Annotated in this window: 23 protein-coding genes; 7 read left to right on the plus strand and 16 right to left on the minus strand. The window is 58.0% G+C overall.

All coding sequences use genetic code 11. The annotated features are described in order from the left end of the window. Positions 1-3 precede the first annotated feature (3 nt). The 3 genes from pth to E0E20_RS00930 all read right to left on the minus strand — a co-directional run bounded on the left by pth (position 4) and on the right by E0E20_RS00930 (position 3102). A complete protein-coding gene (gene pth / locus E0E20_RS00920) occupies positions 4-600 on the minus strand; it encodes an aminoacyl-tRNA hydrolase (RefSeq protein WP_130836193.1) in 597 nt (198 codons plus the stop codon). 115 nt (positions 601-715) lie between these two features. Then, positions 716-1834 carry a glucose-1-phosphate adenylyltransferase subunit GlgD gene (gene glgD, locus E0E20_RS00925; protein ID WP_130836194.1) on the minus strand — a complete coding sequence of 373 codons (1119 nt, stop codon included), beginning with the start codon at positions 1832-1834 and terminating at the stop codon, positions 716-718. Then, positions 1831-3102: a glucose-1-phosphate adenylyltransferase gene (locus E0E20_RS00930; protein WP_130836195.1), complete on the minus strand. Its 1272-nt coding sequence runs from the start codon at positions 3100-3102 to the stop codon at positions 1831-1833. Before E0E20_RS00930 ends, glgD begins: the two co-directional genes overlap by 4 nt. A 353-nt stretch (positions 3103-3455) precedes the next feature. Here E0E20_RS00930 and murC point away from each other — a divergent pair, with 353 nt between their 5' ends. The 6 genes from murC to E0E20_RS00960 all read left to right on the plus strand — a co-directional run bounded on the left by murC (position 3456) and on the right by E0E20_RS00960 (position 10733). Further along, a complete protein-coding gene (gene murC, locus E0E20_RS00935; protein WP_130836196.1) occupies positions 3456-4898 on the plus strand; it encodes a UDP-N-acetylmuramate--L-alanine ligase in 1443 nt (480 codons plus the stop codon). Positions 4899-5111: 213 nt separating this feature from the next. Further along, the gene (locus E0E20_RS00940; protein ID WP_130836197.1) at positions 5112-6017 is read left to right on the plus strand and encodes a DnaD domain-containing protein; all 906 of its coding nucleotides are present in this window, start codon (positions 5112-5114) and stop codon (positions 6015-6017) included. A 32-nt stretch (positions 6018-6049) separates the two neighbouring features. After that, positions 6050-7078, plus strand: coding sequence for an ATP-binding protein (locus E0E20_RS00945; protein WP_130836198.1), 1029 nt, complete (start codon positions 6050-6052; stop codon positions 7076-7078). Positions 7079-7138: 60 nt separating this feature from the next. Continuing rightward, on the plus strand, positions 7139-8347 hold the full coding sequence (locus E0E20_RS00950) for a ribose-phosphate pyrophosphokinase (protein ID WP_130836199.1): 1209 nt from the start codon (positions 7139-7141) through the stop codon (positions 8345-8347). Positions 8348-9096: 749 nt separating this feature from the next. Further along, positions 9097-9450, plus strand: a complete 354-nt coding sequence (locus tag E0E20_RS00955; protein ID WP_130836200.1) for a helix-turn-helix transcriptional regulator — start codon at positions 9097-9099, stop codon at positions 9448-9450. Then, the gene (locus tag E0E20_RS00960) at positions 9447-10733 is read left to right on the plus strand and encodes a type II toxin-antitoxin system HipA family toxin (protein ID WP_130836201.1); all 1287 of its coding nucleotides are present in this window, start codon (positions 9447-9449) and stop codon (positions 10731-10733) included. The genes E0E20_RS00955 and E0E20_RS00960 overlap by 4 nt, the downstream gene beginning before the upstream one ends. Positions 10734-10756: 23 nt before the next feature. Here E0E20_RS00960 and E0E20_RS00965 read toward each other — a convergent pair whose 3' ends face one another. From E0E20_RS00965 to E0E20_RS01010, 10 genes are all read right to left on the minus strand, one after another. Beyond that, positions 10757-13312 (minus strand): hypothetical protein, encoded by a 2556-nt coding sequence (locus tag E0E20_RS00965; RefSeq protein WP_130836202.1) that lies wholly within the window; start codon positions 13310-13312, stop codon positions 10757-10759. Between the two features lie 22 nt (positions 13313-13334). After that, positions 13335-14021 carry a V-type ATP synthase subunit D gene (locus tag E0E20_RS00970; RefSeq protein ID WP_130836203.1) on the minus strand — a complete coding sequence of 229 codons (687 nt, stop codon included), beginning with the start codon at positions 14019-14021 and terminating at the stop codon, positions 13335-13337. 204 nt (positions 14022-14225) lie between these two features. Then, complete coding sequence (locus E0E20_RS00975) at positions 14226-15599, minus strand: V-type ATP synthase subunit B (RefSeq protein WP_130836204.1); 1374 nt, start codon at positions 15597-15599, stop codon at positions 14226-14228. Further along, the gene (locus tag E0E20_RS00980) at positions 15599-17374 is read right to left on the minus strand and encodes a V-type ATP synthase subunit A (RefSeq protein ID WP_130836205.1); all 1776 of its coding nucleotides are present in this window, start codon (positions 17372-17374) and stop codon (positions 15599-15601) included. Before E0E20_RS00980 ends, E0E20_RS00975 begins: the two co-directional genes overlap by 1 nt. A gap of 4 nt (positions 17375-17378) precedes the next feature. Then, entirely contained in the window at positions 17379-17705 is a 327-nt protein-coding gene (locus tag E0E20_RS00985; protein WP_130836206.1) for a V-type ATP synthase subunit F, read from the minus strand. After that, positions 17698-18660, minus strand: coding sequence for a V-type ATPase subunit (locus E0E20_RS00990; RefSeq protein ID WP_130836207.1), 963 nt, complete (start codon positions 18658-18660; stop codon positions 17698-17700). The genes E0E20_RS00985 and E0E20_RS00990 overlap by 8 nt, the downstream gene beginning before the upstream one ends. Positions 18661-18674: 14 nt before the next feature. Beyond that, a complete protein-coding gene (locus E0E20_RS00995) occupies positions 18675-19265 on the minus strand; it encodes a V-type ATP synthase subunit E (protein WP_165443920.1) in 591 nt (196 codons plus the stop codon). A 49-nt stretch (positions 19266-19314) separates the two neighbouring features. Continuing rightward, a complete protein-coding gene (locus tag E0E20_RS01000) occupies positions 19315-19797 on the minus strand; it encodes a V-type ATP synthase subunit K (protein WP_130836209.1) in 483 nt (160 codons plus the stop codon). A 2-nt stretch (positions 19798-19799) separates the two neighbouring features. Next, positions 19800-21818 (minus strand): V-type ATP synthase subunit I, encoded by a 2019-nt coding sequence (locus E0E20_RS01005; RefSeq protein ID WP_130836210.1) that lies wholly within the window; start codon positions 21816-21818, stop codon positions 19800-19802. 39 nt (positions 21819-21857) lie between these two features. Continuing rightward, entirely contained in the window at positions 21858-22169 is a 312-nt protein-coding gene (locus E0E20_RS01010; RefSeq protein ID WP_130836211.1) for a hypothetical protein, read from the minus strand. Positions 22170-22404: 235 nt separating this feature from the next. On the opposite strand from E0E20_RS01010, the gene E0E20_RS01015 reads away from it, so the two are divergent. Next, a complete protein-coding gene (locus E0E20_RS01015) occupies positions 22405-22917 on the plus strand; it encodes a DUF402 domain-containing protein (RefSeq protein ID WP_130836212.1) in 513 nt (170 codons plus the stop codon). On the opposite strand, the gene E0E20_RS01020 is transcribed toward E0E20_RS01015, so the two are convergent. From E0E20_RS01020 to upp, 3 genes are all read right to left on the minus strand, one after another. Next, a complete protein-coding gene (locus E0E20_RS01020) occupies positions 22911-24092 on the minus strand; it encodes a cell wall hydrolase (RefSeq protein ID WP_130836213.1) in 1182 nt (393 codons plus the stop codon). The genes E0E20_RS01015 and E0E20_RS01020 overlap by 7 nt on opposite strands. A 15-nt stretch (positions 24093-24107) precedes the next feature. Beyond that, a complete protein-coding gene (locus tag E0E20_RS01025; protein ID WP_130836214.1) occupies positions 24108-24596 on the minus strand; it encodes a deoxycytidylate deaminase in 489 nt (162 codons plus the stop codon). A 73-nt stretch (positions 24597-24669) separates the two neighbouring features. Next, positions 24670-25299 carry a uracil phosphoribosyltransferase gene (upp, locus tag E0E20_RS01030; protein ID WP_130836215.1) on the minus strand — a complete coding sequence of 210 codons (630 nt, stop codon included), beginning with the start codon at positions 25297-25299 and terminating at the stop codon, positions 24670-24672. Positions 25300-25349 lie beyond the last annotated feature (50 nt).

The raw sequence follows: 25349 nt of genomic DNA on the forward strand, positions 1-25349 counted from the left end.
TTTTCACACTATGCTGATGTCTTTCTTATTCTTTCTGCTGTTGAAGCGGTTCATGGCGGCGTCGGCGCCCTCCTGCAGTATCAGGGCGGCCGCATCCGCGGCCTGCTCCTCTGCCTCGCGGATACGGCTCTCCGCCTCCCCGCGGGGACGTCCGAGGACATAATCCGCCAGATCATAGTCCGGACCGGGCTTTGCCCCCACTCCGATCCGGATCCGCATAAACGCATCGCTGCCAAGCTGCTTCACAATATTCTTCAGTCCGTTGTGCCCCCCGGCGCTGCCCTTTTTCCGGATGCGGAGCTGTCCCTCCTCAAGATCGATGTCGTCACTGATGACAACCAGCTCCGAGGCCGGATCCGCCTTATAATAATCGACGATCTCCCGCACCGCCTCGCCGCTGAGATTCATATAGGTAAGCGGCTTGATCAGAAGAACCTTGTTCCCCTCGATGAAGCCTTTATACACCATGGATCTTCCGAAGCGGCTGCCCCCGTCCATGCGGTACCGCTCCCGGAGCACATCGATCACGGCAAAGCCGACGTTGTGCCTTGTTCCCTCGTATTCTCTCCCCGGATTGCCGAGTCCGCAGATCATAAACATAAGCGCCGAATCCCTCCGATATCGTGCACAACAGAGGGAAGCCTTTACGGCTTCCCTCTGTCAGATTTCTGCTGTTTGCAGTATACACGATTGTAGCACATAAATGCGACAGCGCCTATATCGGATACCGGGCGCTCTTTTCAATGACGATCTTCACGTCGTTCTCACCCCGGTAATAGGCGTTCGCCTGCAGCGTCCCGCGGCTCTCCACGATGCAGTTCTCCAGATAGGTATTGTCGCCGATGTAGACGTCATTCAGGATGATGGAATTGCGGATCACGCAGTTATTGCCCACGTACACTTTCTGGAACAGGACGGAATTTTCCACCGTCCCGTTGATGATGCAGCCCGCCGCCGCGAGGCTGTTCTTCATCGTCACGCCGACGTTGAACTTTGCGGGCGGCAGATCAAGAACCCTCGTATTGACCGGCGGGTACTGACGGAAGAAATAATCCCGGATCTCCGGGCGGAGGAAATCTATATTCGTCCGGTAATAATCCTCAACGGAGGCGATATTGCTCCAGTAGTCAGTCATGCGGTAGCCGTAGATGCGCTTCACATGGCGGTAGCGGATAAGGATGTCCTGCACCAGATCGTAGCGGCCCTCCTCCTGCGCTTTCTCCAGCAGCTCGATGAGCTGCCGCCTGCGGATCACGTAGATGCCGCAGGAAATGGTGTTGGAACGGGCGACGATCGGCTTCTCCTCAAAATCGAGAATGCGCCCGTCCTCATCCATTCTGACCGTGCCGTAGCGCTCGACGCAGGCCTCCGCCGGCATCTCCCGCACCACGATCGTGATGTCCGCTTTTTTGTCGATGTGATACTTGAGGACCTCGTTGTAGTCCATTTTATAAACGCAGTCGCCCGACGCAATAACGACATAGGGCTCATGCGAGTGCCTGAGAAAACGGAGATTCTGCGCAATGGCGTCCGCCGTCCCGCGGTACCAGCCCCCGGACTCGCCGGTCAGCACTGGCGTCAGCAGATACATGCCGCCCTGCTTTCTGCCGAAGTCCCACCACTTGGACGAGCTCAGGTGCTCGTTGAGGCTGCCGGAATTGTACTGCGTGAGCACCGCCACTTTTTGAATGTGCGACCACTCCATGTTGCTCAGCGCAAAGTCGATGCTGCGGAAGCTCCCCGCGATCGGCATGGCGCACACCGCGCGCTTTGCCGAAAGCTCTTTCATTCTTCTGCTGTTTCCGCCTGCCAAGATGATCCCTATCGCTCTCATACGCCGTCCTCCCTGACAAGGCTCCGTCCGCTCTCAAGACGGCCGTCCGGATAGTCCTCCGGGACGGTGCTGCCGGAGATAAGCACATTCTTGCCCGCCGAAACATGCGGCGGCACAATGCTCTTTTCCCCGACGACGACAAGACCCTCGCAGTATATCTCCGGATTGGTCTCGTTCGGCTGCTCGCAGCCCTCGCCAAGACGGACACCCTCCCCGATCCGGACGCCCTCGGCCGTAATGACCTTTTCGAGACGGCAGCCCTCGCCGATCACCGTGTCATTCATGATAATGGAGTCGCGCACAACCGTCCCCGCGCCGATCGAGACGCCGGTTCCGATCACCGAGTTATAGACGCACCCGCAGATATCGCTCCCCTCGCCGATGATGGAGCGCTCCACCGCGCTCTCCGGGCCGAAATACTGCGGCGGCAGCGTCTCGTTGCGCGTGTAGATCTTCCAGTATTCCTCATAGAGATTGAACTCCGGAATGATGTCGATCAGCTCCATGTTGGCCTGCCAGTAGGAGGTCAGGGTCCCGACGTCTTTCCAGTAGCCGTTGAATTCATAGGCGTACAGCGCCTCTCCCTTTTCCCGGCAGTAGGGAATGACATGCTTGCCGAAATCCAGATTCGGACAGTTGGCGTTGGACACGAGCGCATCTCTCAGCGCCTCCCATGAAAAGATATAAATTCCCATGGAGGCCAGATTGCTGCGCGGCTGCTCCGGTTTCTCCTCAAAATCCACAATGCGGCGGCGCTCGTCCGTGATCATGACGCCGAAGCGCTTCGCCTCCTCCATCGGCACCGGCATGACGGCAATCGTGACGTCCGCTCCGCTCTCCTTATGGAAATCGAGCATATTCTCGTAATCCATTTTGTAAATGTGATCGCCGGAGAGAATCAGCACGTAATCCGGGTGGTAGCCCTCCATATAGTCAAGATTCTGGTAAATCGCATTCGCCGTCCCGGTATACCATTCGGTATCATGCATCTTCTCATAGGGAGGAAGCACCGTGACGCCACCCACATTGCGGTCAAGATCCCACGGAATCCCGATCCCGATATGCGTGTTGAGCTTCAGGGGCCGGTACTGGGTCAGGACGCCGACCGTATCCACACCGGAATTGATGCAGTTGCTCAGCGGAAAATCAATGATGCGGTACTTCCCCCCGAAGCAGACCGCCGGCTTGGCCATCCGCGATGTCAGTATTCCCAGCCGGCTTCCCTGCCCTCCGGCCAGCAGCATGGCAATCATTTCTTTTTTCGTCATTGCAGCTCCTCTGTAACTCTTTTTCAAAGCGGAGCATCTGCGCTGCCGGCGTTCAAAATGCTCTCCGTCCCCCGGCTTCCGCTCCGGTCTGTGTAATAAATTATACCACAGGATTTGAGCAAAAGGAACATCCGGCGTTCTTTTTGAGTCGTTTTGCTGTGAAAATTGCACAAAACATTCCGTCCCGGCAGCCGTCAGCGCTGAGACATTCACAATTTTGCCCCGGAGCTCTCCCGCTCCGCCTTTTCATGTTGGTTTTCAGCGGATTTTTACTATAATAAAGAATATAGACGGGAATGCGCACAGCGCACAGCCGTGCCCCTCGTTTCTTTTCCAAGGAAAGGCAGACATCCATGTATCAGATTGATTTTCAGAAACCGGTTCACGTTTATTTTGTCGGCATCGGCGGCATCTCGATGAGCGGGCTTGCGGAGATTCTTCACTCCCGCGGGTTTCGCGTCTCCGGCTCCGACCGTCAGGCATCGCCCCTCACCCGCCGGCTCGAGGGCCTCGGCATGAGGATATTTTACGGACAGAGGGAGGAGAACATCACGCCGGATATCGATCTCGCCGTGTTCACCGCGGCCATTCATCCGGACAATCCCGAATTTGCGGCCGTCCGCCGCATGAACATCCCCTCCCTCACCCGCGCGGAGCTCCTCGGCGAGCTCATGAGAAATTATGACTGCCCGGTCGCGGTCGCGGGGACGCACGGCAAGACCACGACGACCTCCATGCTCTCAGAGATCCTTGTCGTCGCGGATGCCGACCCCACGCTCTCCATCGGAGGGATGCTCCGCAGCGTCGGAGGAAATGTGCGCGTCGGCCGCTCGGAGCTGTTCGTCGCGGAGGCCTGCGAATACACCAACAGCTTCCTGTCCCTCTTTCCGAAAATCGGCATCATTCTCAACATCGACGCCGATCATCTCGACTTTTTCCATGATCTGGACGACATCCGCCGCTCGTTCCGCCGCTTTGCGGAGCTCCTCCCCACGGACGGCTGTCTGATTGTAAACCGCGGCATCGAACGTCTCGAAGAGCTCACGGACAGGCTCACCTGCCGCGTTATCACCTGCGGTGATTCGGAGGACTGCGATTACCGCGCCGTGGACATCGCCCCGGACGGGTCCGGACTTTTTTCCTATACGCTGCAAAGCCGCGATCCCCGCACCGGAGAGACTTTCGTTTCGCGCGTCCGCCTGCGGGTGCCCGGAGAGCACAATGTCCATAACTCCATGGCCGCTCTCGCCGCCGCCGATCTGTGCGGCGCTCCCCGCTCCGCCTCCCTCGCCGCTCTCGCCGCCTTTGAGGGAACCGAGCGGCGCTTTGAGCACAAGGGAAGCTTCGACGGCGTCACCGTCATCGACGACTACGCGCACCATCCCACCGAGATCCGCGCCACCCTGCACGCCGCGCAGGCATATCCCCACCGGAAGCTCTGGTGTGTGTTCCAGCCCCACACCTACACGCGGACAAAGGCCCTGCTGCATGAATTTGCGGAGGCCCTCACCCTCGCCGACGAACTTGTGATCGCCGACATCTATGCCGCCCGCGAGACCGACACATTGGGGGTCAGCGCGCAGGTCCTCCGGGACGAGATCGCCGCGCTCGGCCGCCGCTGCCATTATGTCGGGGATTTTGACGCCATCGAAAAATTTCTTAGGGCAAATTGTCACAACGGCGATTTGTTGATAACCATGGGTGCGGGAAACGTCAATGAAATCGGGGAAAAGCTCCTTCAGCGGCCGGTTTTCACCATGTTATCCACCGTATCCACAGCACCGGTCTGTGAATAAGGATGTAGACAACCCGCTCTCTGTCTGCGGCGCTTCGCGCAGGTTTTCCACCATATCCACAGTTTCCACGCCCGGACAGCGACTCCGGACGTCCCTGCGGGAAGCCCGCTTTTTCCGGCACATTTGACAATTTCAGAAAGAATCTCCCCATGCTATACTTGCTTCTGTTCAAAAGAAAAAACAGAAGCAGAACGGCCGGGGGGAAAAGGGGAGTTGCTCACGATTTACAGCAAAAACAGGATGGATTCCACGCTGGTGTCGAATCTGTTCATCGACGAATATATGACGGATGCCAACGATGCACAGCTCAAGGTGTATCTCTATTTGCTGCGCTGCATGGCATCCGGCAAAGCGACAAGCATCTCCGATATGGCGGATCGCTTCAACCATACGGAAAAAGATATTCTGCGCGCTCTGCGCTACTGGGAATCCAAGGGGCTTCTCTCGCTCGCGTTCGATTCCGCGCGCAATCTGACCGGCATCTGCATGAACACGCCCGGCGAAAGCACGGAGGACGGAGCTGCCCGGACGGGGATGCCCGGCCGCTGCGTCATCTCCATGGCGCCAGTTCTCGCCGGCGTTCTCGGGGGAGAACGCAGCGCCCGCGGGCCTGCGGACAGAAGCGTGAGTCCGGCCGCGCCGTCGACCCCGGAAAGCGCCTCCTCTGCCTCGAGGGACATTGCCGGAGACACGGGGCTCCCGCTCCCGGATGCCTCCGCTGCCGTCCCTGCACGGACCGCACGCACCCGCTCCGCCGCAGCGCTTGAGGCGTTCCGCGCGGATCAGAAGCGCCGGGAGCTCCTGTTCGTCATTGAACAGTATGTCGGCAAGCCGCTCGCGGTAAATGAGATCCGCACCGTCGCCTATATCGCGGAAGAGCTTCATTTTTCAAATGATCTGATCGATTTTCTCTTCCAGTACTGTGTTGACCGGGGCAAAAAGGATTTCCGCTACGTCGAAAAGGTCGCCGTGAACTGGGCGGAAAAGGGGATCACCACGCCCGGACAGGCCCTCGAGGAATCGGCCGGGAAGAATCGCCGCTCCGGAAAAACCTCTTTTGCGCAGTTCCGGCAGAACCAGTATGATTTCAACGAGCTGAGCAATATTCTCGACAACTGAAACCGCAGCATCACATCACACAAAGGATCACCATGTCCCTGAGCAAGGATCAGTACGACAGCATCCTGCTTGGCTATTCGCGCAGGCAGGACCGCAACCGTCACGAACTCGACAGACGGCGGGCGGAAATTTACGCCCGCATTCCCGAATACCGTTCTCTGGAGGAAAGCGTCCCCGTCATGGGGATGCAGGCGCTGCGCCGTATCCTTTCCGCAGCCTCTGCAGCGGAAGAGGCACCACAGCCGCTCCGCTCCGCTCCCTCCGCGGCGCCCGCTTCTGATTTTGCCGCGCGCATGGCGGATATCGCCGCCGCAAAACGGCGTCTCCTCGTTTCAAACGGGTACGCCGCCGATTATCTCGATCCGATTTACGACTGTCCCGACTGCCGCGATACCGGGTATCTGGGCGACAGAAAATGTCACTGCTTCCGACGTCAGGAAATTTCCATTCTGTATGATCAATCCCATCTGAGCGAGCTGGCCGCCGCGCAGAATTTCGATACGCTCCGGGAGAGCTGGTACTCCGGCGAGGATCTGATCCGCTTCCGAAAGGCGGCGGCCGCCGCCCGGGCCTTTACGGAGGAATTTGGCCGGGTTCACCGCAATCTTCTCTTTCACGGCACCGTGGGAACAGGAAAATCATTTCTTTCCGTGTGTATTGCACAAAAGCTGCTCGAAACCCGTCATTCTGTGATATACTTTTCGGCTGTGGGGCTTTTTGACCATATTTCCGCTCTGTCCTTTGACTACCGGAACCGCGAGCAGTTCACGGACTTTCTGTCCGATCTATACGGTTGCGATCTTCTGATCATCGATGATTTGGGCACCGAGATGACGAACGCTTTCATTTCCACCCAGTTCTTCTCTCTGATCAACGAACGGCTCCTGCGGGAAAAGGCAACGGTGATCTCCACCAATCTCTCTCACCGCGAGCTCCGGGACCGCTACACCGACCGGGTATTCTCGCGGATCGCCAGCCGCTACGAGTCCTACGAATTTTCCGGGACGGACATCCGGCTGCAGAAAAAAATTCTGGAAAAGCGGGGACTTTCCCCGGTATAGTGCCGGAAGCAGCTTTCCGGCCTCAGAAATTTTCCGAACTCAGAAAGGGACAGTATTGATATGGAAACCAGCAGAAGAGAAGAAAAGCGCAATCTGGAAAGCATTCCGGCGGGCTCCCTCGGACTGATTCCTCTCGCGGGCTGCAAGTCCATGGGTGAGGAGGTGGACTACTACCTCACCAAATGGCGCGCCGAGCGTGAGAGCGAGCACAAAAACAGTCTCGCTTTCGCAGGCTATCAGCGTCCGACCTACATCGTAAAAGGCGAAGTTCCGCGCTTCGGAACCGGTGAGGCCAAGGGCATCCTCAAGGAATCGGTCCGCGGCATGGATCTCTACATCATGGTGGACGTCTGCAATTACAGCATGACCTACTCTCTGTTCGGCGAGGAAAATCACATGTCTCCCGACGACCATTATCAGAACCTCAAGCGCATCATCGCGGCGGTCGGCGGCAAGGCAAGACGCATCACCGTCATCATGCCGTTCCTCTACGAGAGCCGCCAGCACAAGCGCTCCGCGCGGGAATCGCTCGACTGCGCCATCGCGCTGCAGGAGCTTGTCCGCATGGGCGTGGACAACATCATTACCTTTGACGCCCATGACCCCCGCGTGCAGAACGCCATCCCGCTGAGCGGCTTCGAGACGGTGCAGGCCTCCTACCAGTTCATCAAGGGGCTGCTCCGGAACGAGCGCGACCTCACGATCGACGCCGACCACATGATGGTCATCAGCCCGGACGAGGGCGGCATGAAGCGCGCCGTCTACATCGCCAACGTTCTGGGCCTCGATATGGGAATGTTTTACAAGAGACGCGATTACACCCGCATCGTGGACGGGCGCAACCCGATCATTGCGCACGAATTCCTCGGCTCCAACGTGGAGGGCAAGGACATGATCGTGGTCGACGACATGATCTCATCCGGCGAGAGCGTCATCGAGGTGGCCCGCGGTCTCAAGGAAAGAAAGGCGGGGCGCGTCTTCGTCTTCGCTACGTTCGGTCTGTTCACCTCCGGGCTTTCCGAATTTGACAGGGCCTATGAGGAAGGCGTAATCAGCCGCGTGCTGACGACAAACCTCATTTATCAGACGCCGGACCTGCTGGAACGCCCTTGGTACGCGAGCTGCAGCATGAGCAAGTATGTCGCCTATATCATCGACACCCTGAACCATGACAGTTCCATCAGCGACCTGCTGAACCCCAGCGACCGGATCCAGAATGCCGTTTCCCGCTACCGCATCTCGCAGAAAACCGGCGAATGGAAAGACTGATATCACGACCGGCACAAAAATCCGATATAGGATCCGGCGCGCCGGGATAGGCGGCCGGTTTCAAAAGCCGCCCGAAATTGGCAGATGCCCTCCTGACCGGATATCCGGCCATGCGGACACACATCAATGGTTCGGGCGGCTTTTATGATGCAAAATTTTGCATTTTGTTTTGATTTTTCTGTGTTAGTAAGAAAAATATTGCATTTTATTTTCTTTCGTCACATAATATTCATTGCACAATATAAAATACACAGTCAAATACCCCGCAGCAAGCTGCGATGGGGGATAAGGGCAATTTTGGCTTCCACTATGGAAAGCCTACTAATAAAAAGTCAAGCATAGATTTGAAAAAAGCAGGCAGAAATGGAGGCGCCACAAAAAGACCGCCAGTAATGCCGGTCTGAGAAAAAGAAGAAACACATTTGCTATTCAGTGGTAGATGGAGAAGCCAAACACTCCTTTACCCTGCCGTAGTAGATTCTGAGAAATTTATTCGCTCCAGCCGTCATATAGACCTGATACGGCTTCCCCTCTGATTTGAACGCACAAGACGCGGTTCAACCTACGTAAACCGAACAGCTGCGAATGAGTGGCTGGCAGACAGGCTTTCCAACGGACGCGGGGTCCAAGGAGGAATCCGTCCGAACCAATGCCACTACATTCTAACAGCTTAAGCAACGAGCGGATCATATCCCAACTGGCTGTTGGGGGTATGACCACTACATCTTTTATATTAGGAGGAGGCTGCCTTGAAAATCAGTTTTTACTCATCGACGGAGGAGGTTCTCTCCGAGCTCGGAAGCCGGATCCGGGCCGCGCGGATCAGTCTGCCCGCCACGCAGAAAGAAATGGCGGAGCTCACAAACCTTTCGCAGCGGACCATCAGCAATCTCGAAACGGGAAAGGACGTATCGTTCTCCACCGTCATCGACGTGCTCCGGGCTCTGGGAAAGCTGCAGAGCCTCGAGCTCATGATTCCCGAGCAGGGACCGCGGCCGAGTCAGCTCGCCGCTCTGGGAAAGCCGAGGGAACGGGCCAGCCGCAGAAAAAGCGCGGAGGCGGAAACACCGTCCGCATGGAAATGGGGGGATGATCTGCCATGACCGCCGCAGAAGTCATGCTTTGGGGCACCCGGATCGGAACGGTCGCCTTTGACGACAGTACGAGGCTCGGCTCCTTTGAATACGACCCGGCCTTTCTCTCCTCCGGCATAGAGGTCTCTCCCATCACCATGCCCCTCTCCCGCCGCGTCTACATCTTCCCCGAGCTGGCCGGCCCAAGCTTTCACGGGCTGCCCGGGCTCCTTGCCAACAGTCTTCCGGATAAATTCGGCAACGCCGTTATCGACGCGTGGCTCCGCTCGCAGGGACGGGATCCCGCGAGCTTCAACGCGGTGGAGCGCCTTTACTGCACCGGAAGCCGCGGAATGGGCGCTCTGGAATACGTGCCGGCCCGCGGGCCCGCTGCCGCCGGACCGGAGAGCATAGAAATCGAGCGTCTGGTCACTCTGGCCGCGGATATTCTGCATGCCCGCGAAGAGCTTCATGTCACCGCCGGAGAAAACGCCATGCAGGAGATCATCCGCGTCGGTTCCTCCGCCGGAGGGGCCAGAGCCAAGGCGGTCATCGCGTGGAATGAGGGGACCGGCGATATCCGCTCCGGTCAAATCGAGGCCGGCAGCGGCTACGGGTACTGGCTCATCAAATTCGACGGCGTAAGCGGAAACGGCGATAAGGAGGGCGAGGATCCGCCCTGCTATACCCGAATCGAATACGCTTACTTCCTGATGGCACAAGCCGCCGGAATACAGATGAGCGAATGCCGCCTGTATCAGGAAAAGAACAGAAGCCATTTCATGACGCGCCGCTTTGACCGCGATCCCCGGACCGGCAGAAAGCTCCACATGCAGTCGCTGGGCGGCATCGCGCATTTCGATTTCAATCAGCCCGGCGCATACAGCTACGAACAGGCGGCCCGCGTCATGCGTCAGCTCCGGATATCCGGCACGGAGATCAGCCAGTTTTACCGGCGAATGGTCTTCAATGTTCTCGCGCGGAATCAGGACGATCATGTAAAAAACATCTCGTTCCTGATGGACCGCCGCGGCCGATGGAGCCTCGCCCCCGCGTATGACGTGACCTATGCCTGCAATCCGGGCGGCCGATGGACCGGCACGCATCAGATGTGCGTGAACGGAAAGAGAGAGCAGATCGCTCTGCCGGATCTGCTGGCCGCAGGAAAAAACATGGGCATAAAAAAAACAGAGGCCGGGCGGATCATCGACGCCGTCCGCCGCAGCCTCTCCCTCTGGTATGAATTTGCAGAAACGGCAGGGCTCCGCGAACCGGAGGCACAGAGCATCGCCCGGCAGTTTATCTCCCTCTGACCGGCGGTAATGACGTGCCCGCCTCATTCCGCCCGCATCCGATAGCAGACATAACCGCCGCCCTTTGTGAATTTTTCCTCCGCGGCCTCCCGTGGCATGCGCTCCACCGAGCCGGCCGCCGGATCGACCACCACGACAATACTGCTGTTGTAGCCTGCAATGAGGGCCGCACGGTTCCCGCCGTCGCTGAGCGCGAGCACCGGCTTCTCCTCGCTGACGTAATACAGAACGGAATCGAGACTGCAGCCTGCCAGATTGTAGCTGTCCGTCCCCGGGATAGCCTCCTCGAGGATGCGAAGCAGATTATTGCTCCCGGCAAGCTCCTGCTCTGCGGAAACCGCCGTATTCTCATAACGGAAAATCATATCGAGGCAGGCGGCCAGACTGTCCTCCGCGCCGCCCTCCGGCGCTTCCTCCGTGATCGCCATGATCTGATTCGAGGCTCTGCGGTTCCCGGATACCCATATATAACGGCCTGTGTCATCCAAAACGCAGCCCGACAGCTCCTCGGCTTTCTGCACTGCCTCCGATGGCGTCAGGTAAAAGCCGGCCAGCCCGTACATATCGTAGACAAAGCAGCGCTCCGGCCGGGTCCCCGAGAGCTCCGGCAGCGCCAGTGCGCGGCTCCCCTCATGAATCACGAACTTGGGCTCCAGAAACTTCACTGATGAGGCTCTGAAGCCGCGCATGGAAATTTTCTGCATCGTCTCATAGCGCTCCACCACAATTTCCGAAAGATGATTCGCCCCCTGCCTCCGGCTGTCCGACGTCAGAATCTGATCATCCTCCGCCGTGACGAGCTGCCCGTCCTCATCGCTCCGCCGCACCCGGTGCAGCGTGATGCGGTCGCCGTTCACCTCGCAGGAGCTCACGTAATATTCCCCGGCCTCATAGTGCTCAAGCTCCTCCATGCCGGAATCCACGATATATACCGCATACATGGAAAGAACCTCGTCCCCTGCCGCATTGGTCGTAATGTCCGCCTCTCTGGCCACTCCGTATATCAGATCCTCGTGAATAAAGCCGAGCGGAACGACGCGCTCCCCCGCCGGCGCGCGGATTACCTGCTGCCCCGAGGTGGAAAAGTCCATGACGGAAATGATATCCTCCGAGTCGCCGCGGCCCCGGTCCTGCGATTTCCATGCCACGATCTGACCAGAGGCGGATGCCTGCAGCCCACCGCCGGAGAGACTGTCGGCCGCCGTTTTCACCGTATGCTCCGCTACGTTGACCTCATAGATCGTCTCGTCGATCAGAAGAAACAGCGTGCTCTTCTTATTGTTATAGTAGGAAAGCTTCTCTACCTGCAAGCGCAGAAGATCATAGGAGCCGCTGTACGGAAGAAACGCCAGCTCCTCCACCGTATGATACTCTCCGTTATAGGTGTAAAAAGTAGTCCCCAGCTCGCCCTCATGCTCCCCGCGGTTCATATAGCCATAGACCAGAAAGTCGATGCTGCCGGTCTCGTCCACATCGAGGATGCGGATGCCGAAGCTGCGGTAGTTGTCGCGCTCGTCCAGACTGTCCGCCGCCCCGAACGCAAATACCTGCGCCACCTCGGCCGACGAGGGCGTAACGCCGTAGAGCCGTCCCGCATTAACAAAGGCGAGCGCCGAGCCTCCGTCACTCTCGACAAACTGCATCTCCTTTTCGGTAATGCCGAGCGAAATCATATCGGACACATAATTTTCCTCGAGCGAGGGATCAAAGACCTCCTCCATCGTCCGCCGGTAATCCATCAGATAGACACGGTCGGTTCCCCGTTTCAGACGATAATACTCCGTGCAGTCAAATTTCGCATTGTTCCCGTCCATGTCAATGGACAGGATATAATCCATACGGAGCACGCAGCTTTCCTCGTGAAGATCCTGTATCGCGACGACCGGCCGCATAAGCTCTACCGGCTGCAGATCGCCGTAGGTCACCTGATAAAAATTGCTGTGAATCGTGACATCCGCGAAGCTCGAATTATCGCCCTCCGTGCTGGTCTCGATCACCTGACTGACCGTGCCGCCCTCCTGGCCGGACAGGGCGCCGTCGTGAAACTGCTGCGCAAATGCAAGCTCCGCGGAGATTGCCGTCTCATCGCACTCCATCACACGCGTATAATACCGCACCGCGCTCCCGTCAGCCCGGTCCAGCAGTATGACGAGCATATATTCCGTGTCGGCCGCAATCAGATCCTTGACGGTGAAGCCGGCTTCAATCCGGCCGTCCGCCAGCCTCTCCTCCCGCATCACCGCGCCGTCCTCGATCAGTCTGCCCCCGTCCACGGAGCGCAGCTCAAAAGACAGACCGGTCACTTCTTCTCCGTAGAGTTCTACGGTGAAAGTGATCGCCCTGTCCTCTCCCATTGGCGTCAGGACCGTGCGGTAATGGCTGATATCCCGCTCTGCGGTGAAGCCGTGCAGCTCATTGACTGTCCGGCCCACCGTCTCCATTCTGATCAAAGGAAGCGAGGCGGCGTCCATCTCCGCCGTGATCGCCGCGCTCCCCTGATGCATCAGAAGCTCCAGCAGAAATACCGTCGCCGCAAACAGCACGGCCGCGTAAATTAGTCTGATTACTGAATTCCGCATACTTATATCACAGAGAAAGAGATTATGATACCTGTTCCCCGAAGCGCGCCTCCTCTTTCTCTTCGTAATGATGCGCGTCCTCAAGCATCATATCCTTGACCTTCATCAGGCGCGTCTGTGAACTTCTCTCGGCCTCATCCAGCTTCATCGTAATGAACTTGATGTTCTGCTCCATCTGCGGAATCATGACGTGCTCCAGCGCATTGACGCGGCGGCGGGTCTTTTCGATCTCGGCGGCGAGAAGCTGACAGGTCTTCTCGCTCTCCGCAAGCCGCATCATATCGGGCAGAAGCTCCGCAAGCCCCGCGACCGCCATATCCAGATCGCTCGAGGTAAACGCGAAGCCATAGGAATAAATATCATTCGGGTCCGAGGTCCGCGTCGTGTAGGAATAGATCGGGACATCCACGCTCATGATATTTTTGGTCGCCGTGGTCATCTGAATCTCCTGCCTCGGCGTCATAAACGCAACGCGAACCGCCTCCTGAGACATTCCGGAGGCTGCAAGCGCAAAGCTCTTGTTGGACTCGCCGATCCCTTTTTCCACTTTTTCCCGCAGATCCTTGTTCTGTCTGACGAGATCAAGAAACTGCCGCATCAGCTCATCGCGCTTATCTTTCAGCAGCTTATGGCCGCGCCGCGCCGTCGTCAGCTTCTTTTTCAGCCGGGTGAGTTCCATCCGGGTAGGATTCACTGTTTTCGTCGCCATGAAAAACCTCTCAACTGCAATGCCTCAGCTCGGGCGCTCCGCTGCCTTCGCTGTTCGTGCTGCGCACTCGCGCCACTGCGCAATGCCTCAGCTCGGGCGCTCCGCTGCCCTCGCTGTTCGTGCTGCGCACTATGAATCCCCGGTTTCCCGGATCAGCCTGCGGATAAATCCGCGCTGATCCGGGAAACCGTGTCTTCGCATTGCTTAGTTTGCGTCATAGTATTGATCCAAATATTCGTCCTTGATTCGTTTGAGCTCTGTGCGGGGCAGGATGCGCAGAAGCTTCCAGCCGATCTCGAGCGTTTCCTCGATGCTGCGGTCGGTGCGATAGCCCTGTGATACGTACTGCGCCTCGAATTCATCCGCAAATTTTGCATACAGCTTATCGACATCCGTCAGCGCCGCTTCGCCGAGAATGACCATCAGCTCCTTGTTCTCCTTGCCGCGCGCATATGCCGCAAAGAGCTGATTCAGGACATCCGCATGATCGGCGCGGGTCTTGCCCTTGCCGATCCCCTTATCTTTCAGACGGGACAAAGACGGCAGCACGTCAATCGGCGGCTGGATACCTTTACGGTACAGATCACGGGACAGAATGATCTGACCCTCCGTGATATAGCCCGTAAGGTCCGGAATCGGGTGCGTCTTGTCGTCCTCCGGCATAGTCAGGATCGGAATCATCGTGATGGAGCCCGCTCTCCCTTTCTGCCGGCCGGCGCGCTCATAGAGATTCGCCAGGTCGGTGTACATGTAGCCCGGATATCCGCGGCGTCCCGGAACCTCCTTGCGGGCGGCGGAGACCTCACGCAGCGCATCCGCGTAGTTCGTGATATCCGTCATGATGACCAGAACGTGCATGCCCTTTTCAAAGGCAAGATACTCCGCCGCCGTCAGCGCCATGCGGGGTGTCGCAATACGCTCGACCGCCGGGTCGTTCGCCAGATTCATAAACAGGACGGCCCGATCAATGGCCCCGGTCTCCCGGAAGCTCTCAATAAAGTAATTCGACTCCTCAAAGGTGATGCCCATCGCCGCAAAAACGACCGCAAACGGCTCATCGGTTCCGCGCACTTTCGCCTGCCGGGCGATCTGCGCCGCAAGCTGGGAATGCGGGAGACCGGAAGCCGAGAAAATCGGCAGCTTCTGGCCGCGCACCAACGTATTCAGACCGTCGATCGCGGAAATTCCTGTCTGGATGAACTCCTGCGGGTACGCTCTCGCCGCCGGGTTCATCGGAAGACCGTTGATATCGCGGCGTTCATCCGGAAGAATCTCCGGACCGCCGTCGATGGGATGTCCCAGTCCGTCAAAGACGCGGGACAGCATATCCTCGGAGACGCCAAGTTCCATGCTCTTGCCAAGGAAGCGCACTTTGCTGCTCCCGAGGTTCAGCCCGGCCGCATTCTCATACAACTGCACCAGCGCATTGCCGCCGTCGATCTCAAGCACCTTGCAGCGGCGCTTCTCTCCGCTCGCCAGATCGATCTCGCCCAGCTCATCATAGGCGACGTTCTCGACGCCCCGCACAAGCATCAGCGGCCCGGCGATCTCCTGTATTGTCCTGTATTCCTTCGGCATCAGAACTCCTCCTTCTCGGAAATAACAGTATCTACCTCTGCATTGATCTCCGCCTTGATTCTGCCGTACTCTTCCTCCAGCTTCGTCTCTTCCACATATTTGTAGCGGCCGATCTGCTCACGCACGGGAAGCGCCACCAGCTTCGTCACCTCCGCACCTTTCTCGAGCGCCTTGCCGCAGGCGTCGTGGAAATCAAGAATCAGATCCATCATGCGGTACTGCTTCGGAAGAGAGGTAAACGTGTCGATCTCATGGAACGCGTTTTGATGGAGGTAATCTTCACGGATGGAACGGGCCGTTTCCATTTTCAGGCGGTCGGGCGCGCTGAGCGCGTCCTCACCGACGAGCTGCACCATCTCTTTCAGCTCGGATTCCTCGCTGAGAATGACCATGAGCTGCGTTCTCTTCTTCATCCAGTCCTTTTCCACGTTGGCATCAAACCAGTCTCCGATGGACTCAAGATAAAGAGAATACGAGCTGAGCCAGTTGATCGCCGGGAAATGTCTCTCGTAGGCAAGCTGCGCGTCGAGGCTCCAGAATACCTTGACGATGCGGAGCGTCGCCTGCGTGACCGGCTCGGACAGGTCGCCGCCCGCGGGGGAAACTGCGCCGATAACGGAAAGCGCCCCCTCGGCCTCGCCGGAGCCCAGCGTGCAGACGCGGCCGGCGCGCTCATAAAACTGCGCCAGACGGGATCCGAGGTAGGCAGGGTAGCCCTCTTCTCCGGGCATCTCCTCCAGACGTCCCGACATCTCGCGGAGCGCCTCCGCCCAGCGCGAGGTCGAATCCGCCATCAGAGCGACCGAATAACCCATGTCGCGGAAGTATTCCGCAATCGTGATTCCTGTATAAATGGAAGCCTCGCGGGCTGCCACCGGCATATCCGAGGTGTTGGCGATAAGAACCGTCCGCTCCATGAGCGACTCGCCGGTCTTGGGGTCTTTCAGCTCCGGAAATTCGTTCAGAACGTCCGTCATCTCATTGCCGCGTTCGCCGCAGCCGATATAGACGACGATATCGGCATCGGCCCACTTGGCAAGCTGATGCTGCACGACGGTCTTGCCTGAGCCGAACGGCCCCGGAACCGCAGCGACACCGCCCTTTGCAATCGGGAAGAGCGTATCAATGACGCGCTGTCCGGTGACAAGGGGCATCCTCGGGGAGAGCTTCTCCTTGTAGGGACGGCCCTTTCGGACCGGCCATTTCTGCATGAGCGTCAGCTCCTCCACGCTGCCGTTCGCCGTCTCGAGCTTTGCCACAATGTCCGTGACCTTATAATCGCCCTCGGCAATCTCGCGGACCACACCGGATATCTGCGGCGGGACAAGAATTTTATGCGATACGATCTTCGTCTCCTGCACCGTTCCCAGCACATCGCCGCCGGACACCGAAGCGCCGGCCTCCACTGCAGGCACGAAGTGCCATACGGAATTTCTTTTCAGCGAGGGAACCTGCACGCCGCGCTGCAGAAGATTGCTGCCCGTCGCCTGCATGATATCATCCAGAGGACGCTGAATGCCGTCGTAAATGCTCCCGATAAGACCGGGGCCCAGCTCGACGCTCATCGGCATTCCGGTGCTGACGACCGGCGCTCCCGGCGCAAGACCCGCTGTCTCCTCATAAACCTGAATCGAAGCCTCTCCGCCATGAATTTCGATGATCTCGCCGATAAGCTGCCTGTCGCCGACATGGACCACATCGGACATATTGGCGTCGCGCATCCCCTCCGCAACAACGAGAGGCCCGGCTACTTTCTTGATCGTACCTGTACTCATTCGCTTATTTCCCTCCAAAGATGATATCTGAGCCAACGGCCTGTTCGACCGATTTCTTCACCGCCGCGAGACCCTGCCCCGTATTCCCTGAAATGCCGGGGATCAGAATGATCGCCGGAGAGGGAAGCGTTCTGTAATGCTCGATCTCATTCGGAACTCTGGCTGCCAGCGCCTCGGTAATATAGATCACCGCATAATCCTGCTCGGACAGTCTGCGCAAGAGCCGCCCGGCCTCCTCGATATTGCTCTCATCAAAACGGAACGTGTCGAGTCCCAGCGCGCCGAAGCCGTATATGCTGTCCCAGTCTCCCATTACCGCAATTTTAGACATAGGTTTCCCTCACTCTTCCCCGGATCAGACTTTCCGCCATGTCATTGCGCTTGCCGGTCAGAATGATCCGCACGGACCGGATCTCCATCCGGCGCGCCAGAATATAGGCGGCCAGCGGATCGATGCCGAAAGAATTGGAAAGCTGCGGGCGGATCCTGCGGATCAGATAATTGTCGCACCAGCACTCAAAGGCCGCCGGCGATTTCTCGAGCTCGGGAACCGCATCCGCATAGATGGTCGTATCGAGATACGCGACCAGCGCCTCCATGCTCTCCGCCGCCTCGCTAAGACGCGCCTCATCCAGCGTCGCGCAGGGAGCGAGCGATGTCCGCAGAAATTCAAGGCTCTTGCCGGTGCGGAGTGCACGGACCGCTGTCTTGATGTCTCCGATCGCCGCCGTCAGCTCACCGTACAGGGCAAGCAGCTCGCTGCCTGTCTCTGCGCCGGCCTTACGGATTGCGCACAGGGCCGCCCGGTCGATAATGCAGTCGCAGAGCTGCCCGTCGCGGGTTGACAGAAGCGTATCCATCGCCCGCTCTGCCGGCTCGCGCATGTGCTCCGGGAGATCCCCAAAGCTGCGGGACTCCACCGCCTCCTCCAGCATACAGGCCGGGAAGACAGAGTTTTCCACATAAATACCGGGATGCCTCCCCCCTGTGCAGGCCTCCTTGATCGCAGCTTTCAGATTGTGATAGTCATTCTCATAGAGAAAGACATGAAATACCGAGAGATCACCGACCAGTTCCCGGATCAGCTCCCATGTCTTTTCCGTTTCTCCGTCGAGCATCTGCTCGGCGGACATGTCCGGGGTCCCCCAGCCGTGCTCTGAAAGCAGACGGAGACACCCCGCCTCGTCCGGAGCCGCGAGAAGCTGCTCCATAAAGGCCGCGTTCAGAAGCTGCAGTTCATGAGAACGAATGCGGGCGACCGCATAAATATAACTGTCTTTTGCCATGCTTTTGGTTCCTATCAGGGAAAGAGAATCTGCCGGATCCTGTCCTGCAGCTCCTCTCTCTTTGCGGAGAGAACCGCCTCAAAGGTACAGTTCTGCTCAACACCGTCGTATTCCAGAACAAATCCGTCCGCGATATCCGCCGGCACATCGGAAACAGCCAGCGTCTTTCCCTCCGGGAGAGCTGCGTTCAGCTTAGTCATAAAATCCGCCGGAAGTCTCTTGAGATCGTGCCCGCTGAAACGAATGATCCCGGAGCCGTTCTCCGCCTCGCGGACCGCCAGTCCCGAAAGCGCCGCAAAATATACATCCTCGGGAAGAGAATGCGCCTGCGCAAGGATCGTCTCCATCGTCTCTGCGATCAGCTCCTGCTTCTTCGCAAGAATGCTCTGTCTGCGGTGCAGCTCGCCGGCAGATTTCGCCCGGGCTGCGGCCTCCGTAATCCGATGCGCATAGTCGGCGCGGATCTTTTCCGCCGCCTCTGCCGCATCCTTTTCTCCGGCGGCGCGGATCGCATCCGCCTTGGCCCCTGCGACAGACAGAATCTCTTTCGCCTGCTGCCCGGCCTCTCCCCGGATATCTTCAATAATTTTATCTATTCCGCTCATGGTTTTCTCCATGCCGCGGCCCTGCACAGAGCCCCGGCATAAACACTCATCAGACAGCAAGGCCGGCAATTCCGAAAATCGAAAGGATGGACACCAGCAGCGCCAGAATCGCATAAGTCTCAACCATCGCCGGGAAAATCATGGACTTACCGAACTGATCGGGCTTTTTGCTGACCAGCGCAATCGCGGAGACCGCCGCGTTGGCCTGCTGGATCGCGGAGATCAGACCGACAAACGCCATTGGCATGCAGGCTGCAAAGTAAAGAAGTCCCTTTACCGCGGAAAGATTCGCATCCCCGCCCATAATGCCGATCTGCGTCAGCGTAATGAACGCGATCAGAAGCCCGTAAATGCCCTGTGTACCGGGAAGAAGCTGCAGAATCAGAACCTTGCTGAACTTGGCAGGGTCCTCCGTGACGACGCCCGCCGCAGCCTGTCCCGCCTTGCCGACGCCGATTGCGGAGCCGATTCCTGCCATAAGAGCAGCGCACGCAGCCCCCGCCAGTGCAAAGAAAATTCCCATGCTTGCCATAATTAGATCTCCTCCTTGATTTTGAAGTATTTAGTATTTTGCGCGAACGGTTCGAAAGCTCTGCCTCCGCCGTCGTAGAACTTACCGAAGAACTCCACATACTCAAGGCGGTTCGTGTGCACATACGCCCCGAGCGCGTTGATTGCGAGATTCAGCACATGCCCGATAAGGAAAATCACGATAAAAATCACCGCGCCGATGATCCCGGCTCCCTCAGCCACCATGCTGCCCATCTTATTGAACACCTGCGCAATGACGCCGGTTGCAAGCCCCAGTGCGAGAAGTCTTGAGTAGGAAAGGATATCGCTCAGCCAGCCGGTGATTCCGTAGGCCGCATACAGGCCTTTCAGGATCCGCTTGAACCAGCTCCCCGACTCTCTTCCGCCGGTAAGAATGATTCCGGCAAGACCGATCAGCGCCGCCGTCCCCGCCACTGTTCCGACCGAAGCGGAGAGCGTCTTCACTCCCAGCATCTGCGACATCATCGGGAGCGTCAGAAGATAGCCGATGGAGCCGCCGACCAGCAGGTACCAGAACAGCACGTCATAAACCGCATCAAGGGGCTGCCCGCTTCTCAGATAGCCCCACGCCTTTGCTCCGAGGCCGACAAACATATGGATGATGCCGACCACAAAGCAGAACACCAGCATCTTCATCGGATCGTCGATCTGCTCAAACCAGAGCGCCGGAAGCCGGACATCCGGACGGCCGAAAAAGGTCGACGCAATAACGTTCACCGCGTCTCCGAAGAACGACCCGAACATGAAGCCCCAGAATGTCGTGGAGATGCCGCAGTAGAGGAACATCTTCATGGTCTTCTTCATGGCGGGCTCCATGCTCTTCTTTTTGAGCAGGGCATAGGCGCAGCCGATCGTCATGATGATGCCGTAGCCCGCATCGGAGAGCATCAGACCGAACAGAAAGTAATAAAATACGGACACCAGCACAGAGGGATCGAACTCATGCCGGCCCGGGAGCGAGTAGCTCTCGACCACGCTCTCGACCGGAGCGGCAAAGCCGCCGTTCCGGAGAGCCACAGGCACTTCCTCCTCTTCCGCAGGCTCCTGCGTTTCAAAAACAAGCTCATAGCGGGAGGTGAGCGCCCGCTCCAGACTCTCCGCGCAGCGCGCTTCGGCGTAGCCCTCGATAATCACCGTCAGACGGCTCTGTACAAGGCCGCTGATAACATCGTACTTATCCGCCCGCATGGTGTAATAGTCCGATGCGAAGCGAAGCGCATCCCGCTTTCCGGCAAAGCCGCGAATCTGCTCCGCAAGCTCACCGGCCTCAGCCTGCAGCTCCGCCATCCGGCTCTCCAGATCACGCAGCGCCTGCTCCGGATTCTCCGATGCAACCGGAGGCTTCGCGAAATTCATGCGGCGCAGGGCATCCCGGAGCTCTGCCTCATGTTTTCTGCCGCAGATAACGCACAGACAGGTCTGCTCCGGCGCCGCGGAGATCAGATTCACCTCCATGTCGTCCAGCCCCGGCGCGTACTCTGCGAGAGCCGCCTCAATCTGCTCCTGCGTGAGCTCCCCGGGAAGCGTTCCGGCAAACACCGCCGCCGCTTTCGTCCCGGAAAAGTCGAGCGGAAGATCATAGCCTATCCACGGACGGATCGCCACAAGCTGTGATTCCGTCCTAGGAATCTCCGCCCGCACATCACTGCAGCGTTTCTGCAGTGAATTGATTTCCTTTGCCGTGCGGACCGCCTCGTCTGCCGTCCGGAGGCGCTCCTCATATTCCGCCGTCGAGAGAGGCTTTCTCCCGTCCAGCATGGAAAGAAGCCCGCTTTCCTCCGGTGCGTGCTCATCCAGCACCGTGAGCGCCTGCTCACAGGCCTCCGCTGATTTGCGGAACGTCGCAGCCATTCGGGATTTATCCTGTCTGCTGAACACCTCGTCATCCGAAAGCGAACTGCGGATCTCCAGAACGCCCTGTCTCTGCAGAAGCTCCAGAACCTGCTTCCTGTCTTTTCTGAGCGCGCAGATCACAATCCGCTTCATCGGTAAAACAGACATATATCACATCCCCCTTTCTTCCATGATATATGCGGAGCCCTACTGTACCAGCTCGCGGAGAATCGTCTGCGCCGCTTCCTCCATCTTCGCCCGCGCGCCGTTTTCCAGCGCGAGAAGCTCCTCCGCGGTATCGGCCGACATCCCGGAGGCAGCTTTCTTTCCGGCCTCCTCCGCCGCCTGCAGTCCGGAGACTCCCTCGCTCCTTGCGCGCTCAAGCTCCGTCTCCATGAGCTCCGCGGCGGCTTTTCTTGCCCCGTCGATCAGCTCCTGCGCTTTCTGCTTCGCCTCCTGCTCGATACCCGCGGCCGCTTTCTCCGCTTTCCGGATCCTGTCAATCGTTTCCTTTGCCATATCGTCCTCTTTTCGTCAATGATTTGACAAACTAGAAATATTCTACTTCAAGCCCTGTAAATATTCAATCAAATATCCCGCAGCCTGCTGCGAACACGGAATTGACTTTTCCCCGCAACTTGACTACCATTTTCTTAATAAATATCCGCCAAACAGAGAAAGCTCGGCGCGGCGTCCCATCCCGGTCAGCTCCGGGACGACGATTTTCCCGTCCGCGTCCGGAACGGAGAGACAAATGAACCGGACTACCGCACTGTTTCGCAGGCGTCTGATCCCTGAGGAATGTATTCGTCTCGACAGCGACGTCATCGAGCGCTGCGACGAAGCCATGCTCGTCACCTCATGGCGCGCGATCCGTCCCAAGAGAGAGCTCTCTCACGGCTACTCCGTCTATTATCTGAAACGCGGGATCAAGGTCAGTCAGTTCATCGCGCACGACGGCAGTCTCATGTACTGGTACTGCGATATTGTGGATTACGACTACCGCCCCGAGGAAAACACGCTGATCGTCACCGATCTTCTCGCCGACGTTCTGCTCTACCCGGACGGCCGTCTCAAGGTGGTTGATCTCGACGAGCTCGCGCAGGCCTTTGACGAGCAGAAGATCAGCGCCGAAACCATGGTACGCTGTCTCCGCCGTCTCAACAGTCTTCTGGAAATCATTTACAGCCGCCAGTTTGAAGCTCTGCAGCGTCCGATTCTGGAGCTTCAGAAGCAGAGCGCCGTCCCTCTCCCCCTGTCTCAGTAAAAAATATGGCCGCCGATGGTATAGCGCGGCGTGATCTGCGGAATCGGCGTGCGGAAAAAAATGCAGTCCGCCACCGTGGTCTGTCCCGCCATGGCCGCGTCGGCCGCCGCGTAGCAGGCATCGGTCGCATCGTCCCTCGCGAGCGCAAGCGCCAGCCGTCCGGTGGAAACCGGTTCAAACTGATTGCTCTGATAGATCACTCCGACGATGGTGGACGGGAACGCACCGCTCATCACCCGGTTCATCACGACCGCACCGACGGCAACCTGTCCGTCATAGGGCTGGTTCCCTGCCTCGCAGTAGATCAGATTCGCCAGAAGATAACGATCCCCCTCCGCAAACGAGATCTCGGAAATGTCCCGCCATGCGGACGCTCTCGAGAGCGCCTCCAGACGCCGCTCCTCGGCGAGCTGCTTCTCCAGCGCCGAAACCTGCGCGTTCTGCGTGTCAAGCTGGTCCTGCAGGGCGTCGGCATTCGCCTCGGCATCCGCAAGCTGTCCCGCCGTCGCACTGAGGCTTCCGGAGGTCTGCCGGATCAGCTCGCCGACCCGTCCTTGCTCCGCTTCCGCCTCCGCATGGAGACTTTCCAGCTCGGTTTTTTCGGATTCCAGCACATTCTTTTTTTCCTCCACTTCTTCCATCGTCTGCCGGTAGAGCACCAGCATTTTCCGGTCATAGGCAGAGAGCTCGCGAATGTAATTTGCCCGGTTCAGCATCTCTCCGAAGCTCCCGGCCTGCAGCAGCGTATCAAGCAGATAGACATTCCCCCTCTCGTACATGAACTGGATGCGCTTCTTCATGGACTCGTACTGCATCTGCGCACGCTGCGTCGCCTCATCCAGTTCCGCCTGCGCCGTGCTGATCTCCGCGTTTTTGTCGTCGATCCGCTTCCCGATGGCAGCAAGATGATCCGCCACCTCCGCAAGGCGCATATCCAGCCCGGTAAGCTGCTCCTGCAGCGAGGACTGCGTCCGGTTCAGACTGTCAATGCTGTCCTGATTCGCATCGATCGCATTTTCCGTCTGCTCCCTCTGCTGCTTTGCCTCATTGAGCTGCTTCTGCGTTTCCGAGGTGACGCCATAAACAGAAAGCGGCATTTCTGCCGCAAGCAGGAACGCCGCCGCAAGGGCATGCCAGCCGTATGCTTTTTTTCCTCTGCATTTCCGCAATTTCATGCGCCCTTTGCTCTGTCAAAGATGAATTTCGATAATTCTCCCGGTGCTCTCATAGGGGATATACTCCACCCCCGCCGCGTCGAGCATTTTCTTGCTCGCGATGGTGCTCTCCGAGTCCGAATACTTGTCGCTTGCATAGATGATTCTCGCAATCCCCGCCTGTATGATCGCTTTCGCGCACTCGTTGCAGGGGAACAGAGATACATAGATCGTACTGCCCTCGAGAGAGCCTCCGCGGAAATTCAGAATGGCATTCAGCTCGCTGTGCGTAACAAAAGGATATTTTGTCCCCAGCTCTCCCTCCGACGCTCTTTCCCACGGGAAATCATCGTCCGAGCAGCCGCGTGGCAGACCGTTGTAGCCGATGGAAAGGATCTTATGGTTCCTGTCCACAATGCACGAACCGACCTGCGTGTTGGGATCCTTGGAGCGCATCCCCGCAAGCTGCGCCACTCCCATGAAGTATTCATCCCATGAAATATAATCCGAACGTTTTCCCGACATATACGGTCTCACCTCCCGCCGCCCTGCGTGCGCGGCCTGTATCCGCCGCACTGTTCCGAATTCGGTTCTGAAATTATTTGGTTCCGAAGATGCGGTCTCCGGCATCCCCGAGTCCCGGTACGATGTAGCCGTGCTCGTTCAGCCTCTCGTCCAGCGCGCCGATATAGACGTCCACATCGGGATGCACCTCCGTAAGAGCCTTTACACCCTCGGGCGCCGCAATGATGCACATGAATGTGATCTTCTTGCAGCCATGCTCTTTCAGCATCGTGATGGCCGCCGCGGAGGAGCCGCCGGTCGCCAGCATCGGGTCGACGACAAACACCTCGCGCTCCGCGCTGTCCGCCGGAAGCTTGCAGTAATATTCCACCGGCTTCAGCGTCTCGGGATCCCGGTACAGACCGATATGTCCGACCTTGGCGGCCGGAATCAGAGTCAGCATGCCGTCCACCATGCCCAGTCCCGCACGGAGAATCGGAACCACTGCCATCTTCTTTCCCTTGAGCTCCTTGACGACCGTCTTCGTGATCGGTGTCTCAACCTCCACATCCGACAGCTCCAGATGGCGGGTCGCCTCATAGCAGATCAGCATGGCGATCTCGCTGATCGTCTCGCGGAAATCCTTGGTTCCGGTCTCCTTTCTCCGGATAAGGCCGATCTTATGCTGAATAAGCGGGTGATCCATGATGACTGTTTTTGACATAACTCTCTCCTTTTCATAACGGTCCTTGGACCGATTGATAACCTCCTGCC

The organism is Lachnoclostridium sp. Marseille-P6806 (assembly GCF_900625025.1).
In the GTDB taxonomy this organism is placed as follows: domain Bacteria; phylum Bacillota; class Clostridia; order Lachnospirales; family Lachnospiraceae; genus CAG-791.

Bases quoted from the DNA above. Each gene is read 5' to 3' on its own strand.
- E0E20_RS01010 (WP_130836211.1), bottom strand. From the start codon at position 22,169: ATGGCAAAGGAAACGATTGACAGGATCCGGAAAGCGGAGAAAGCGGCC.
- upp (WP_130836215.1), bottom strand. From the start codon at position 25,299: ATGTCAAAAACAGTCATCATGGATCACCCGCTTATTCAGCATAAGATC.
- E0E20_RS01000 (WP_130836209.1), bottom strand. From the start codon at position 19,797: ATGGCAAGCATGGGAATTTTCTTTGCACTGGCGGGGGCTGCGTGCGCT.
- E0E20_RS00950 (WP_130836199.1), top strand. From the start codon at position 7,139: ATGGAAACCAGCAGAAGAGAAGAAAAGCGCAATCTGGAAAGCATTCCG.
- E0E20_RS01020 (WP_130836213.1), bottom strand. From the start codon at position 24,092: ATGAAATTGCGGAAATGCAGAGGAAAAAAAGCATACGGCTGGCATGCC.
- E0E20_RS00975 (WP_130836204.1), bottom strand. From the start codon at position 15,599: ATGCCGAAGGAATACAGGACAATACAGGAGATCGCCGGGCCGCTGATG.
- E0E20_RS00945 (WP_130836198.1), top strand. From the start codon at position 6,050: ATGTCCCTGAGCAAGGATCAGTACGACAGCATCCTGCTTGGCTATTCG.
- glgD (WP_130836194.1), bottom strand. From the start codon at position 1,834: ATGAGAGCGATAGGGATCATCTTGGCAGGCGGAAACAGCAGAAGAATG.
- E0E20_RS00995 (WP_165443920.1), bottom strand. From the start codon at position 19,265: ATGAGCGGAATAGATAAAATTATTGAAGATATCCGGGGAGAGGCCGGG.
- E0E20_RS01025 (WP_130836214.1), bottom strand. From the start codon at position 24,596: ATGTCGGGAAAACGTTCGGATTATATTTCATGGGATGAATACTTCATG.
- murC (WP_130836196.1), top strand. From the start codon at position 3,456: ATGTATCAGATTGATTTTCAGAAACCGGTTCACGTTTATTTTGTCGGC.
- E0E20_RS00970 (WP_130836203.1), bottom strand. From the start codon at position 14,021: ATGGCGACGAAAACAGTGAATCCTACCCGGATGGAACTCACCCGGCTG.
- E0E20_RS00980 (WP_130836205.1), bottom strand. From the start codon at position 17,374: ATGAGTACAGGTACGATCAAGAAAGTAGCCGGGCCTCTCGTTGTTGCG.
- E0E20_RS00930 (WP_130836195.1), bottom strand. From the start codon at position 3,102: ATGACGAAAAAAGAAATGATTGCCATGCTGCTGGCCGGAGGGCAGGGA.
- E0E20_RS00960 (WP_130836201.1), top strand. From the start codon at position 9,447: ATGACCGCCGCAGAAGTCATGCTTTGGGGCACCCGGATCGGAACGGTC.
- pth (WP_130836193.1), bottom strand. From the start codon at position 600: ATGTTTATGATCTGCGGACTCGGCAATCCGGGGAGAGAATACGAGGGA.
- E0E20_RS01005 (WP_130836210.1), bottom strand. From the start codon at position 21,818: ATGTCTGTTTTACCGATGAAGCGGATTGTGATCTGCGCGCTCAGAAAA.
- E0E20_RS00965 (WP_130836202.1), bottom strand. From the start codon at position 13,312: ATGCGGAATTCAGTAATCAGACTAATTTACGCGGCCGTGCTGTTTGCG.
- E0E20_RS00985 (WP_130836206.1), bottom strand. From the start codon at position 17,705: ATGTCTAAAATTGCGGTAATGGGAGACTGGGACAGCATATACGGCTTC.
- E0E20_RS00990 (WP_130836207.1), bottom strand. From the start codon at position 18,660: ATGGCAAAAGACAGTTATATTTATGCGGTCGCCCGCATTCGTTCTCAT.
- E0E20_RS01015 (WP_130836212.1), top strand. From the start codon at position 22,405: ATGAACCGGACTACCGCACTGTTTCGCAGGCGTCTGATCCCTGAGGAA.